Source organism: Streptomyces sp. NPDC057682 (genome assembly GCF_042799575.1).
In the GTDB taxonomy this organism is placed as follows: Bacteria; Actinomycetota; Actinomycetes; order Streptomycetales; family Streptomycetaceae; genus Streptomyces.
Genome location: NZ_JBHVIN010000022.1, coordinates 36,087 through 48,933, shown reverse-complemented (window position 1 = coordinate 48,933; position 12,847 = coordinate 36,087). Strand labels below are relative to the sequence as shown.

Annotated in this window: 15 protein-coding genes; 10 read left to right on the top strand and 5 right to left on the bottom strand. The window is 72.1% G+C overall.

Going from position 1 to position 12,847, the window contains the following annotated elements:
• Window positions 1-17 precede the first annotated feature (17 nt).
• Window positions 18-695, top strand: coding sequence for a response regulator transcription factor (locus ACFVDM_RS32675; RefSeq protein ID WP_383648944.1), 678 nt, complete (start codon window positions 18-20; stop codon window positions 693-695).
• 40 nt (window positions 696-735) lie between these two features.
• On the top strand, window positions 736-2,001 hold the full coding sequence (locus tag ACFVDM_RS32670) for an ATP-binding protein (RefSeq protein ID WP_383648940.1): 1,266 nt from the start codon (window positions 736-738) through the stop codon (window positions 1,999-2,001).
• Between the two features lie 32 nt (window positions 2,002-2,033).
• Here ACFVDM_RS32670 and ACFVDM_RS32665 read toward each other — a convergent pair whose 3' ends face one another.
• Complete coding sequence (locus ACFVDM_RS32665) at window positions 2,034-2,588, bottom strand: GtrA family protein (protein WP_383649157.1); 555 nt, start codon at window positions 2,586-2,588, stop codon at window positions 2,034-2,036.
• Window positions 2,589-2,782: 194 nt separating this feature from the next.
• Between ACFVDM_RS32665 and ACFVDM_RS32660 the strand changes: the two genes are divergently transcribed.
• Genes ACFVDM_RS32660 through ACFVDM_RS32650 form a run of 3 tightly spaced genes read left to right on the top strand, consistent with a single transcriptional unit; the run spans window position 2,783 to window position 5,671 of the window.
• Window positions 2,783-3,934, top strand: a complete 1,152-nt coding sequence (locus ACFVDM_RS32660; RefSeq protein WP_383648936.1) for a 5-(carboxyamino)imidazole ribonucleotide synthase — start codon at window positions 2,783-2,785, stop codon at window positions 3,932-3,934.
• Window positions 3,931-4,470 carry a 5-(carboxyamino)imidazole ribonucleotide mutase gene (gene purE, locus ACFVDM_RS32655; RefSeq protein WP_383648933.1) on the top strand — a complete coding sequence of 180 codons (540 nt, stop codon included), beginning with the start codon at window positions 3,931-3,933 and terminating at the stop codon, window positions 4,468-4,470. Before ACFVDM_RS32660 ends, purE begins: the two co-directional genes overlap by 4 nt.
• Window positions 4,471-4,477: 7 nt before the next feature.
• The gene (locus ACFVDM_RS32650) at window positions 4,478-5,671 is read left to right on the top strand and encodes a dipeptidase (RefSeq protein ID WP_383648930.1); all 1,194 of its coding nucleotides are present in this window, start codon (window positions 4,478-4,480) and stop codon (window positions 5,669-5,671) included.
• Window positions 5,672-5,699: 28 nt separating this feature from the next.
• Here ACFVDM_RS32650 and ACFVDM_RS32645 read toward each other — a convergent pair whose 3' ends face one another.
• Window positions 5,700-6,059 (bottom strand): VOC family protein, encoded by a 360-nt coding sequence (locus ACFVDM_RS32645; RefSeq protein WP_383648927.1) that lies wholly within the window; start codon window positions 6,057-6,059, stop codon window positions 5,700-5,702.
• Window positions 6,060-6,163: 104 nt separating this feature from the next.
• Here ACFVDM_RS32645 and ACFVDM_RS32640 point away from each other — a divergent pair, with 104 nt between their 5' ends.
• Window positions 6,164-6,673 carry a CGNR zinc finger domain-containing protein gene (locus ACFVDM_RS32640; RefSeq protein WP_383648923.1) on the top strand — a complete coding sequence of 170 codons (510 nt, stop codon included), beginning with the start codon at window positions 6,164-6,166 and terminating at the stop codon, window positions 6,671-6,673.
• Between the two features lie 42 nt (window positions 6,674-6,715).
• On the opposite strand, the gene ACFVDM_RS32635 is transcribed toward ACFVDM_RS32640, so the two are convergent.
• Entirely contained in the window at window positions 6,716-8,056 is a 1,341-nt protein-coding gene (locus ACFVDM_RS32635; RefSeq protein WP_383648920.1) for a UDP-glucose dehydrogenase family protein, read from the bottom strand.
• A gap of 176 nt (window positions 8,057-8,232) precedes the next feature.
• Between ACFVDM_RS32635 and ACFVDM_RS32630 the strand changes: the two genes are divergently transcribed.
• A complete protein-coding gene (locus tag ACFVDM_RS32630) occupies window positions 8,233-9,390 on the top strand; it encodes an acyl-CoA dehydrogenase family protein (protein ID WP_383648917.1) in 1,158 nt (385 codons plus the stop codon).
• 83 nt (window positions 9,391-9,473) lie between these two features.
• Here the strand turns inward: ACFVDM_RS32630 and ACFVDM_RS32625 are convergent, their stop codons facing one another.
• Window positions 9,474-10,148 (bottom strand): DNA alkylation repair protein, encoded by a 675-nt coding sequence (locus tag ACFVDM_RS32625; protein WP_383648915.1) that lies wholly within the window; start codon window positions 10,146-10,148, stop codon window positions 9,474-9,476.
• Between the two features lie 88 nt (window positions 10,149-10,236).
• Between ACFVDM_RS32625 and ACFVDM_RS32620 the strand changes: the two genes are divergently transcribed.
• The 3 genes from ACFVDM_RS32620 to ACFVDM_RS32610 are packed head-to-tail and all read left to right on the top strand — an operon-like array spanning window position 10,237 to window position 11,398.
• Window positions 10,237-10,692 (top strand): hypothetical protein, encoded by a 456-nt coding sequence (locus tag ACFVDM_RS32620; protein WP_383648911.1) that lies wholly within the window; start codon window positions 10,237-10,239, stop codon window positions 10,690-10,692.
• 55 nt (window positions 10,693-10,747) lie between these two features.
• Window positions 10,748-11,227 (top strand): hypothetical protein, encoded by a 480-nt coding sequence (locus tag ACFVDM_RS32615; protein WP_383648908.1) that lies wholly within the window; start codon window positions 10,748-10,750, stop codon window positions 11,225-11,227.
• A gap of 15 nt (window positions 11,228-11,242) precedes the next feature.
• On the top strand, window positions 11,243-11,398 hold the full coding sequence (locus ACFVDM_RS32610; RefSeq protein WP_383648905.1) for a hypothetical protein: 156 nt from the start codon (window positions 11,243-11,245) through the stop codon (window positions 11,396-11,398).
• A 48-nt stretch (window positions 11,399-11,446) separates the two neighbouring features.
• Here ACFVDM_RS32610 and ACFVDM_RS32605 read toward each other — a convergent pair whose 3' ends face one another.
• Window positions 11,447-12,742, bottom strand: a complete 1,296-nt coding sequence (locus ACFVDM_RS32605; protein WP_383648903.1) for an LCP family protein — start codon at window positions 12,740-12,742, stop codon at window positions 11,447-11,449.
• Window positions 12,743-12,847: the final 105 nt, after the last annotated feature.

The following is a 12,847-nucleotide window of genomic DNA, read 5'->3' as shown; positions in this document are numbered from 1 at the left end:
CGGACTACCATCAGTCCATGACCCGTGTACTGCTCGCCGAGGACGACGCATCCATCTCGGAACCGCTGGCCCGCGCCCTGCGGCGGGAGGGATACGAGGTCGAGGTCCGCGAAGACGGCCCGACCGCGCTCGACGCCGGACTCCAGGGCGGCATCGATCTGGTCGTGCTCGACCTGGGGCTGCCGGGGATGGACGGCCTGGAGGTCGCCCGCAGGCTCCGTGCCGAGGGCCACACCGTCCCGGTGCTGGTGCTGACCGCCCGCGCCGACGAGGTGGACACGGTCGTCGGCCTCGACGCCGGCGCGGACGACTACGTCACCAAGCCCTTCCGGCTGGCCGAACTGCTCGCCCGGGTCCGGGCCCTGCTGCGCCGCGGCTCCGCCGAGCCCGCCCCGCAGCCCGCCACCCACGGCGTCCGGATCGACGTCGAGTCCCACCGTGCCTGGATGGGCGAGGAGGAACTGCAGCTCACCGCCAAGGAATTCGACCTGCTGCGGGTCCTCGTCCGGGACGCCGGCCGGGTCGTCACCCGTGACCAGCTGATGCGCGAGGTCTGGGACACCACCTGGTGGTCGTCGACCAAGACCCTCGACATGCACATCTCCTGGCTGCGCAAGAAGCTCGGCGACGACGCCGCCAACCCCCGCTACATCGCCACGGTCCGCGGCGTCGGCTTCCGCTTCGAGAAGAGCTGACGCGCACCGGTTCCGCACGAGCTGACGTACAGAGGCCGCCATGCGCCGACGCCTGATCAACTCCACCCTCGCCGTGGTCCTCGTGGTGATCGCCGTCTTCGGCGTCTCCCTCGTCATCGTCGAGACCCGCACCATCAGTACCAGCGCCCAGGAGAGCGTGGACTCCGAGGCCCTGCGGCTGATCAGCGTGATCGAGAGCCGGCTGCTCGGTGCCGAGCGCATCAACCCCGGGGTGCTCGCCGAGCAGATCGACGACACCCGCTACGCCCTGGTCAAGATGCCCGGCCGCGCCCCGATCGAGGTCGGCGACCGCCCCACCGGCAGTGTGATCAGCGCCACCGAGGAGGGCGAGCACGGCGAACGGGTCACGGTCGAGGAGTCCCGCTCCGCCGTCACCCGCGAGGTCGGCCGCACCCTGCTGATCATCGGCGCGGTGGCGCTGCTGGCCATCGTCTCCGCCGTGCTCCTCGCCGTACGCCAGGCCAACAAGCTGGCCTCCCCGCTCACCGACCTCGCCGAGACGGCGGAACGGCTGGGCTCGGGCGACCCCCGCCCGCGCCACAAGCGCTACGGGGTGCCGGAGCTGGACCGGGTCGCCGACGTCCTGGACGCCTCCGCCGAACGGATCGCGCGGATGCTCACCGCCGAGCGCCGGCTCGCCGCCGACGCCTCCCACCAGCTCCGCACCCCCCTCACCGCGCTCTCCATGCGGATCGAGGAGATCTCCGTCACCGACGACCCGGACACCGTCAAGGAGGAGGCGAACATCGCCCTCACCCAGGTCGAGCGGCTCACCGACGTCGTCCAGCGGCTCCTCACCAACGCCCGGGACCCGCGCACCGGCTCCGCCGTCGTCTTCGACCTGGACGAGATCGTCAAGCAGCAGATCGAGGAGTGGCGCCCGGCCTACCGCAGCGAGGGCCGGGCCATCGTCTGCTCCGGCAAGCACGGACTGAGCGCCGTCGGCACCCCCGGCGCGGTCGCCCAGGTGCTGGCCGCGCTGATCGAGAACTCGCTCATGCACGGCGGGGGCACGGTCGCGCTGCGCACCCGGGTCACCGGGAACCAGGCGGTCATCGAGGTGACGGACGAGGGGCCGGGCGTCCCGGCGGACCTCGGCGCGCGGATCTTCGAGCGGACCATCAGCGGCCGCAACTCCACGGGCATCGGCCTCGCCGTGGCCCGCGACCTCGCGGAGGCGGACGGCGGACGGCTGGAACTGCTCCAGCAGCAGCCGCCGGTCTTCGCGCTCTTCCTCAGCCAGGTGGCCCTGCCCCGGAAGGAACCGGAACGCCCGGTGAGGTGACCCGGGCGGTCCGGGACGGCTGGGGCGGAGGCCTACCGCCGGGCGGTGTCCGCCTCGACGCGGACGACCGCGGCCGGTGCGGGACCCGGGACCTGCACGGGCCCGGCGGCGCGCGCGGGCTCCTCGGCGGCGGGGCTCAGCGCGGACTCTTTGGCGGGCAGCGCCCGGAAGACCCAGGTCCGGTAGGACCAGAAGCGGAACAGCGTCGCGATCCCGATGCCGAGGACCTTGAAGACATTGCTCTGGACCGGGGTGTCCCAGCCGAACCAGTACGTCGCCGCGTACAGCACACCGGTCTCGATCACCGCACCCACCGCGCTGAACAGCAGGAACAGCGTCAGCTCACGGGTGCGGCCGGACTTGTCGCGGTCCCGGTACGTCCAGTAGCGGAAACCGACGTAGTTGCAGAGGATCGCGACGAACGTCGCCAGCAGGCCCGCGCGCACCGTCGGGATGTCCGTGTAGCGCCACAGCAGATTGGACACGGCGATGTTCACGACCAGGCCGACCGCGCCGACCACGCCGAACTTGGCGACCTCCCGGGCCAGCAGCTCCAGCCGCGCCCGCAGTGCGCCCCGTTCGCTCATGGTCTCGTTCAGCCCGTCTGTCGGTTCCGCTCGGTGTTCCGTCAACCCAGCCATGCTAACCAGGGGATCCGTCGGCCGCCCGTGAGTCCCGGTACAGGTGTGGCGAGGCTGTGACAGCCGCCACCCGGACTGCCCGCCTCCGTATCCCGAGGGCTTCGTCGGGCGCCTCCGCGGCGTGCGGATACCCTGGACGGGTGACGTTCCCGGTAGTCGGCATGGTCGGTGGCGGACAGCTCGCCCGTATGACCCACGAGGCGGGCATCCCCCTCGGCATCAAGTTCAAGCTCCTCAGTGACACCGCTCAGGACTCGGCGGCCCAGGTGGTGGGCGAAGTCGTCGTCGGCGACTATCGCGACCTGGACACGCTGCGCGCCTTCGCGCGCGGCTGCGACGTGATCACCTTCGATCACGAGCACGTGCCCACCGAGCACCTGCGGGCCCTGGAGGCGGACGGCATCCCCGTGCGCCCCGGCCCCGACGCGCTGGTGCACGCCCAGGACAAGGGGGTGATGCGCGCGAAGCTCACCGAGATCGGCGCGCCCTGCCCCCGCCACCGCATCGTGGAGGACCCGGCCGACGCCGCGGCCTTCGCCGAGGAGACCGGGGGCTTCCCCGTCATCCTCAAGACCGTGCGCGGCGGCTACGACGGCAAGGGTGTCTGGGTGGTCCGCTCCGAGGCGGACGCGGCCGAGCCCTTCCGGGCCGGCGTCCCGGTCCTCGCCGAGGAGAAGGTCGACTTCGTACGGGAGCTGGCGGCCAACATCGTCCGCTCGCCGCACGGCCAGGCCGTGGCCTACCCGGTCGTCGAGTCCGTCCAGGTCGACGGCGTCTGCGACACGGTCATCGCCCCGGCCCCCGAGCTCGACGAGACCCTGGCGGGCGAGGCCCAGCAGCTCGCGCTGCGCATCGCGGCCGAGCTGGGCGTCGTCGGCCACCTCGCCGTCGAACTCTTCGAGACCCGCGGACCCGACGGGAAGCCCGGCATTCTGGTCAACGAACTGGCCATGCGGCCGCACAACTCCGGGCACTGGACCCAGGACGGCGCGATCACCTCGCAGTTCGCCAACCACGTCCGGGCCGTCCTCGACCTCCCGCTCGGCGACCCGCGCCCGCGCGCCCCCTGGACGGTCATGTGCAACGTCCTGGGCGGCGACTACCCGGACATGTACCAGGGCTATCTGCACTGCATGGCCCGGGACCCGCAGCTCAAGATCCACATGTACGGCAAGGACGTGAAGCCCGGCCGCAAGGTCGGCCACGTCAACACCTACGGCGACGATCTGGCGGACGTGCGCGAGCGCGCCCGGCACGCGGCCGACTACCTGCGAGGAACGATCACCGAATGACCTCCCCCGCCTCCACCGCCCCGGTCGTCGGCATCGTCATGGGCTCGGACTCCGACTGGCCCGTCATGGAAGCCGCGGCCGAGGCCCTGGACGAGTTCGAGATCCCGTACGAGGTCGACGTCGTCTCCGCCCACCGCATGCCGCGCGAGATGATCGCGTACGGCGAGGAGGCGGCCGGCCGCGGACTCCGGGCGATCATCGCGGGCGCCGGCGGCGCCGCGCACCTGCCCGGCATGCTCGCCTCCGTCACCCCGCTGCCCGTCATCGGCGTCCCCGTCCCGCTGAAGTACCTGGACGGCATGGACAGCCTGATGTCCATCGTCCAGATGCCCGCCGGCATCCCGGTCGCCACCGTCTCCATCGCGGGCGCGCGCAACGCCGGACTGCTGGCGGTCCGGATGCTCGCCGCGCACGACGAGGAGCTGCGGGCGAGGATGACGGAGTTCCTCTCGGACCTGAACGGCCAGGCCACCGAGAAGGGCAAGCGCCTGCGGAGCAAGGTCCGGGGCGCCGACTCCTTCGGCTTCGGAAAGTAGGACGGCGATGGACCGGTCGGCAGAGGCGCGCGCACTCCTCGCGGAGTACCCCGTGGTGGACGGTCACAACGACCTCCCGTGGGCGCTGCGCGAACAGGTCGGCTACGACCTGGACGCCCGCGACATCGCCACCGACCAGTCGGCCCATCTGCACACCGACCTCCCCCGGCTGCGGGCCGGGGGCGTCGGTGCCCAGTTCTGGTCCGTGTACGTACGCTCCGACCTGGCCGGCGACGACGCCGTGGCCGCCACGCTGGAGCAGATCGACGTCGTCGCCGAACTGCTCGGCCGCTATCCGGCCGACCTGCGGCGCGCCCTGACGGCCGACGACATGGAGACGGCCCGCGCCGAGGGCCGGATCGCCTCCCTGATGGGGGCCGAGGGCGGTCACTCCATCCACAACTCGCTGGGCACCCTGCGGGGTCTGTACGCGCTGGGCGTCCGCTACATGACGCTCACCCACAACGACAACATCGCCTGGGCGGACTCCGCGACGGACGAGCCGGGCGTCGGCGGGCTCTCCCCGTTCGGCCACGAGGTCGTCCGCGAGATGAACCGCACCGGCATGCTGGTCGACCTCTCGCACGTCGCCGCGACCACGATGCGCGACGCGCTCGCCACCACCGTCGCACCGGTGATGTTCTCGCACTCGTCCTCGCGGGCCGTCTGCGACCACCCGCGCAACATCCCCGACGACGTCCTCGCCCTGCTGCCGGCCAACGGCGGGATCGCCATGGCCACCTTCGTGCCGAAGTTCGTCCTGCCGGAGGCCGTCGCCTGGACGAAGGCCGCCGACGAGAACCTGCGCGCCCACGGGCTGCACCAGCTGGACACCACCGAGCGCGCGATGAAGCTGCACGCCGCGTTCGAGGCGGCCCACCCGCGTCCGGTCGCCACCGCGGCCACCATCGCCGACCATCTGGACCACATGCGCGAGGTCGCGGGCATCGACCACATCGGCATCGGCGGCGACTACGACGGCACCGCGTTCCTCCCGCAGGGCCTGGAGAGCGTCGCCGGCTACCCGAACCTGATCGCCGAACTCCTCGGCCGCGGCTGGTCCGCCGCCGACCTGTCCAAGCTGACCTGGCGCAACGCCGTACGGGTGCTGCGCGCCGCCGAGGACGTGGCCCGCGAGCAGCAGGCGCTGCGCGGCCCCTCGCACGCCACGATCGAGCAGCTGGACGCCCCGGCGGCCTGAGCCACCGGGGCGTCGCCCCCAGGCCTCCTCAGCAGGCGCAGAGACAGAACGGGTGCCCCGCCGGGTCGGCGTACACCCGGAAGCTCCGCTCCCGGTCGTCCGCCTCCAGGACCGTCGCGCCCAGCGCCAGCACCTCGCGCTCGGCCGCGTCCAGATCCTCCACCGTCAGATCCAGGTGGAACTGCTGCGAGGCGTCCGGGCTCGGCCACTTCGGCGGGACGAACCCGGGTGCGGTCTGGAAGGCGAGCGGCGCTCCGGCGCCGCCCCTGAGATCCACCCAGCCCTCCTGCTGCTCGACCTCGCCGCCGATCAGCGCGGCGTAGAAGGTCGCGAGGGCGACGGGGTCGGGGCAGTCCAGGACGACGGAACCCACTGTTGCCAGAGCCATGGTGCTTCCTCCTCGGGCGGAACGACGGAGAGGTGGTTACCGCTTAAGTCGCTCAACCGGTAACCGTTACTGCATGCTGCCGTACGAGAGGTAACGTCGCAACCATGAATGAGAGGGATTCCGCGCCGGGCGGACTCGCGCTGGTCGAAGCGCTGGTCAACACCCTGGACGTCGAGACCGGCGCGGACGCCCTGGACACGGCGGAGGGACGGGCCGCCTTCGCCCTCGCGGAGCCGGAGGTGCCGGCGGCGCGCGCCCTGCGCGAGGCCCTGCGCGCGGCCTGTCTGGCCCACGCGGGCCACTGCTCCGACGACAGCCCGCTGTGCGTGCTGGACCGGCTGCTCGCCGAGGCGCCGCTGAGGGTCGCCGTGGACGGGGCGGGCGGGATCGCGCTGCGGCCGGTGGAGGAGCCGCCGGGGCTCACGGCCCGGGTCGCGGCCGCCGTCGCCGCCGCCGCGGCCGACGGCACCTGGGCCCGGCTCAAGGCCTGCGAGGCGGCGGACTGCCGGTGGGCCTACTACGACCGCAGCCCGGCCGGGCGCCGCCGCTGGTGCTCGATGTCGGTGTGCGGGGCGCGCGCCAAGATGCGGACCTACCGCGCGCGGCGCGGCTGAGCGAGCGCCCGGGTCAGGCCTTCGGGTGAGGGAGCGCCCGGGTCAGGCCTTCGGGCGGCCCATCGCGCGGAACGTCCAGCCGGCCGCGCGCCAGACCTCCGGGTCCAGGGCGTTGCGGCCGTCCAGGAGGACGCGCCGGCCGGCCACGGAGCCCAGGGCCTCCGGGTCGAGGGCGCGGAACTCGCTCCACTCCGTCAGGTGCAGCACGACGTCGGCGCCGCGCACCGCGTCCAGGGCGCTCTCCGCGTAGCCGAGGGTGGGGAAGAGGCGGCGGGCGTTGTCCATGCCCTTGGGATCGAAGACGGTGACCTGGCCGCCCTGGAGGTGGATCTGGCCGGCGACGTTCAGCGCGGGGGAGTCGCGCACGTCGTCGGAGTCCGGCTTGAAGGTGGCGCCGAGCACCGCGACGCGGCAGCCGAGGAAGCTCCCGCCGACGGCCTCGCGGGCCAGCTCCACCATGTGGCCGCGGCGGCGCATGTTGATGGAGTCGACCTCGCGCAGGAAGGTGAGGGCCTGGTCGGCGCCCAGCTCGCCGGCGCGGGCCATGAAGGCGCGGATGTCCTTGGGGAGGCAGCCGCCGCCGAAGCCGATGCCGGCCCGGAGGAACTTGTTCCCGATGCGCTCGTCGTGGCCGATGGCCTCGGCCAGCTTCACCACGTCGCCGTCGGCGGCCTCGCAGACCTCCGCCATGGCGTTGATGAAGGAGATCTTGGTGGCGAGGAAGGAGTTGGCGGACGTCTTCACCAGTTCGGCGGTGGGGAAGTCCGTCACCACGAAGGGGGAGCCCTCCGCGATCGGCCCCGCGTACACCTCGCGCAGCAGCTTCTCGGCGCGCTCGCTCTCCACGCCCACGACGATCCGGTCCGGGTGCAGGGTGTCCCGGACGGCGAAGCCCTCGCGCAGGAACTCCGGATTCCAGGCCAGCTCCGCCCCCTCGCCCGCCGGGGCCAGCTCCGCCAGCCGCGCCGCGAGCCGGGCGGCCGAGCCCACCGGCACGGTGGACTTGCCGACGACCAGGGCCGGCCGCGTGAGCAGGGGGGCCAGGGAGTCGAAGGCGCTGTCGACGTAGCTCATGTCGCAGGCGTACTCGCCCTGCTTCTGCGGGGTGTTCGTGCAGACGAAGTGCACATCGCCGAATTCCGCGACCTCGGCCCACGAGGTGGTGAACCGCAGCCGTCCGGTGGAGCCCTCGATGCCGGCGACGTGCCGCTGGAGGATCTCCTCCAGACCGGGTTCGTACATCGGCACCCGGCCCGCCGACAGCAGCTCGATCTTCTCGGGCACGATGTCGAGGCCCAGGACGTCGAAGCCCAGCTCTGCCATGGCCGCGGCGTGGGTGGCGCCGAGGTAGCCGGTGCCGATCACAGTGATCCTGAGGGCCATGAACGTGCTCCTGTGAGATGCGGGCAGACGTGCGGTGCACGAGCATAGTCCTGGCCCCTGGACCGGCCCGTTCCGGCTGTCGTGAAGCTCACGGCCCGCGTCCGTATGCCGGGGCCGGGGCGGGCGCCTAAAATTGGGTTACTTAACGGTAGTTAGCAGCTTGGGGAGTGAGCGTCTTGGCGGGTTCGACCGATTTCGACCTGTACCGTCCGGCCGAGGAGCACGACATGCTCCGTGAGACGGTGCGTGCGCTCGTCGAGGCGAAGATCGCCCCGTTCGCGGCCGCGGTCGACGAGGAGGCCCGCTTCCCGCAGGAGGCGCTGGACGCCCTCACCGCCGCCGACCTGCACGCGGTCCACGTACCGGAGGAGTACGGCGGCGCCGGCGCCGACGCGCTCGCCACCGTCATCGTGATCGAGGAGGTGGCCCGCGCCTGCGTCTCCTCCTCCCTGATCCCGGCCGTCAACAAGCTCGGTTCGCTCCCGGTGATCCTCTCCGGCTCCGAGGACCTGAAGAAGAAGTACCTGGGCCCGCTGGCCAAGGGCCAGGGCATGTTCTCGTACTGCCTCTCCGAGCCCGACGCCGGTTCCGACGCGGCCGGCATGAAGACCCGCGCGGTCCGCGACGGCGACTTCTGGGTGCTCAACGGCGTGAAGCGCTGGATCACCAACGCGGGCGTTTCCGAGTACTACACGGTCATGGCGGTCACCGACCCGACCAAGCGCTCCAAGGGCATCTCGGCCTTCGTCGTCGAGAAGTCGGACGAGGGCGTCTCCTTCGGCGCCCCGGAGAAGAAGCTCGGCATCAAGGGCTCCCCGACCCGCGAGGTCTACTTCGACAACGTCCGCATCCCCGCCGACCGCATGATCGGCGAGGAGGGCACCGGCTTCGCCACCGCGATGAAGACCCTGGACCACACCCGCATCACCATCGCGGCCCAGGCGCTCGGCGTCGCCCAGGGCGCCCTGGACTACGCCAAGGGCTACGTCCAGGAGCGCAAGCAGTTCGGCAAGCCGATCGGCGACTTCCAGGGCGTGCAGTTCATGCTCGCCGACATGGCGATGAAGCTGGAGGCGGCCCGCCAGCTGACCTACTCCGCCGCCGCCAAGTCCGAGCGCGTCGACGGCGACCTCACCTTCTTCGGCGCCGCGGCCAAGTGCTTCGCCTCCGACGTCGCCATGGAGATCACCACCGACGCCGTCCAGCTCCTCGGCGGCTACGGCTACACCCGGGACTACCCCGTGGAGCGGATGATGCGCGACGCCAAGATCACCCAGATCTACGAGGGCACCAACCAGGTCCAGCGCATCGTCATGGCGCGCAACCTGCCGTAGCACCGGCCCACCGGCCCCCGAAGCCCCGCCCCGGAACGCCCCGGCGGCGGGGCTTCGCGCGTCCGCTGGTGCCGTGAGGCGCACTACGCCCCTTCGTTCCGGCGCACCATCTCGTCGATCCAGGCCGGGGCGTAGGGAGAGGTGCAGCCCCGGGGCGTCGGGTAGTCCTTGAGGACCTCCAGACGCTCCCCGATGGCACGGGCCCGCGCCCGGTACGCGGGGTCGGAGATGCCGATCTGGGCCAGGCAGTGGTTCATCGCCCACTGCAACCGGTCCGGGGCGTCCTTCAGCTCCGCCTCGATCACATCGAGCAGCGCGGCGAGGTCCAGTCCGTCCGGCCGCTTCGCCACCCGCTCGGTCGTCAGCGCCCAGCCCGCGGCGGCGACCACCGGATCGGGGTCGGCGGACCAGGCGAGGCGCAGCTCCTCCGCGTGCGGGCTCTTCTTCACCACGTAGTTCACGAGCCAGTCCAGCACCTTGGGAGCCCGCGCCTCGCGGACCATGGCGTCCAGCCGGTCCCGCTCGAAGGCCTTCGGGCGGCAGACCAGCAGGGCCAGCAGCCGGGCGGCGGTGTCGCCCGTGTCCCACAGCTCCTCCGCCAGCTCCTGCTGGGTCTTCAGCCGTTTGGCCAGGGCGCGCAGCTTCCCGAGGTTCACCCCGTGGTCGTCGCCGTGCCGCTCGTTGACCGCCCGCGCCCGAGGGTCCTCCAGCGCGGCGAGTTCGGCCCTCACCTCGGCCACCGTCGTCGTCCCGCTCATCGGAACCTCCCGTTCCCAGCCCACGGAACGCAGCCTACGGCCGGGCACCGACACCCGCCGCACGGCCCGCTCGGGCATGATCGACGGCATGGGACATCCGCATCTGCCGAGCACCGAGGCCGCCGTCACGGCGGTCCGCGAGGTCGCGCGCGCGTACGGCCTGGAGATGACGGTCACCGACGACATCGGCGCCGACCGGACCTCCCGCCGCACCTCGGCGGGTGCCTTCACGGTCCTCGACACCGACGGCTCGCTGCCCCACGAGGCGTTCGTCGAGCTGGGCGGGGCGCCCGCCGTCACCGTCCAGCTCTTCCCCGAGGACGACGCGCGGATCACCGTCGACGGCGTCGAGTTCCACGACGTGCCCCGCGACTCCGTGCCCGCCTTCCTGCGCTCCGTGTACGGCGGCACCGCCTTCGTGAAGGGGAAGCTCTTCCCGCCCGGCCAGTGGCTCGTCGTCCCCCTGCCCGGGGACGAGACGTACCGGGAACTCGTCCCGCGCACGATGCTCAGCCCCTGGCTGGCACGTAACTTCCGGGGCTGAGGGCCGCACCGGAGCCCGTGGACGCGGTGCGAGCGGTGGCGTAGCTTCGCGGTCCATGACGACGGACATCCAACGGCTGACCGCCCTGTTCGAGGCGCTGGGGGCCGACGACGCCGCGGGCTGGGCCGAGTCGGAGGCGGAGGAGGACCTTCCGCAGCTGGCCCGCTACCGGTTCCTCCGCATGGTGTGGCAGGACATCGACGCCTGGAGCGCGGCGGCACCCGCCTGGGTCGAGGCCTACCGGAAGGACGGCCCGGCGAGCGCATGCGTCCGGCGGGCGCTGCGGCTCGGACTGACGCCCGGCGAACTGGGCGAGCTGGCCCGCGAGATCGCCCGGGAGACCGTGTCCGGCGTGCTGTACGGACTGGACGGCCCGTCGGACGGCGACCTCCCGCCCGAGACCGAGGCGGAGCTGCCCCGCTGGCGGCTGGCCGAACTCTCGCCCGGGGGCGGGCCGACGGGACGGGTGCTGGGCGCGTTGTACGAGGATCTGGACGAGACGGAGCCGCAGGGCCCGGCAGGAGGTACCGCATGACGGCGTTCGACACGAGTGAGCGGCGGATCCGGCCGGCTGGTCACCAGCCGGGGCCCGGCCGGGGTGGCGGCCGCGAAGCGCGCGTACGACGAGCTGTGCCGGGAGTTCCTCGGGGCGGACGGGATGCCGGCGCTGCCGCATGTGGCGGTGCCGGCCCACGGGAGGGCGTAGGGGCACGGCGAAGGGCCCGGACGGCGCGTCCGGGCCCTTCGGCTGTGGTCAGTTGTCGGTGACCGTGACCTTGTCGTCGTTCTTCAGCTGCTCGACTAGCTGCTTGACCTTGGCCTTGTCCCAGACCAGGTTGCCGCCGGTGGAACCGGAGATCGGCATGTTCAGCGAGGTGCCGTCACCGCCCGTGACGTCCTTCAGGGCGAAGAACATCTGGCCCAGGGACCACAGCGACATGTCCTTGTCGACGATCAGCGTGTCCAGGCCGGCACCCATCGTCGGGTACAGCTTGAACGGGTTGAGGATCGTCGACGGGGTCGCCGTCTGACTGGCCAGGGCCGCGAGGAACTTCTGCTGGTTCTTCGTACGGTCCAGGTCCGAGGTGAAGGCGTGCCGGGTCCGGACGAAGGCGAGGGCCTGCTGGCCGTCCAGGGTCTGCTTGCCGGCCTGGAAGTCGGCGCCCGACCACTTGTCCTTGAAGGCCTTGGGGATGTCCAGCTCCACCCCGCCGATCGCGTCCACGATCTTGGCGAAGCCGCCGAAGCCGATCTCGACGTAGTGGTCGATGCGCAGGCCGGTGTTGAACTCCACCGTGCGGACGAGCAGCTCCGGGCCGTCCTCGGCGTACGCGGCGTTCAGCTTGGTCGTCCGGCCCTTGCCCGGGTACCGCTTGCCGGACTCGGAGCCGACGAACGAGGGGATCTCGACGTTCGAGTCACGGGGCAGCGAGACCAGCGTCGGGCCGTTCGAGCCGTCGTGCAGGATCATCATCGAGTCGGTCCGCTTGCCCTCGGCCGAGCCCGTGTGCAGCCGCTTCTTGTCGTCGGACGTCATGCCCTCGCGGCTGTCGGAGCCGACGATCAGGTAGTTCGTCCCGTCGCCGCCCTCGGGCCGCTCGATGACCTTGGAGAGGTCGACCTCGCGCTTCAGCTTGGAGTCGGCCCAGAAGTACGTGCCGATGGAGACCGCCAGCACCACGACCACCAGGGCCAGCGCGCCGATCTTGATCCGGCGGCGCCAGTCGGGCGTGGACGCCGGACGGCCCTGCGGGTATCCGCCGCCCCCCGGTCCGTCGCCCTGGCCCCCGCCCCGGCCGCCGCCGTAGACCTGGCCGGAGCTGTAGCCGCTGTCGTACCCGCTGTCGTACTGCGGGCCCTCGTCGTAGCCGGCGGGCTGCTGAGGCACCGGCCGCTGCCTCGGCGGCGCGGGGCGCTGCCGGGGCGGGGCGGGACGGCGCTGGACATGCGGCATCGAGCGGGCGCCCTCGGGCCGGTCGCTCATGCTCCCCTGCCCGTAGCGGTTGCCGCTGCGGTTGTCGTCGCTCCAGCCCTCGGGCCACTCGTTCATACGGACCAGTGTGCAGGCCGGGGCCGCCGCTCCTACAGGGGGTGAGGGAAATCGGACCGCGGCTGTTGCGAAGCTGATGCATTGCGACGGGCTTCCGGGCCGCGC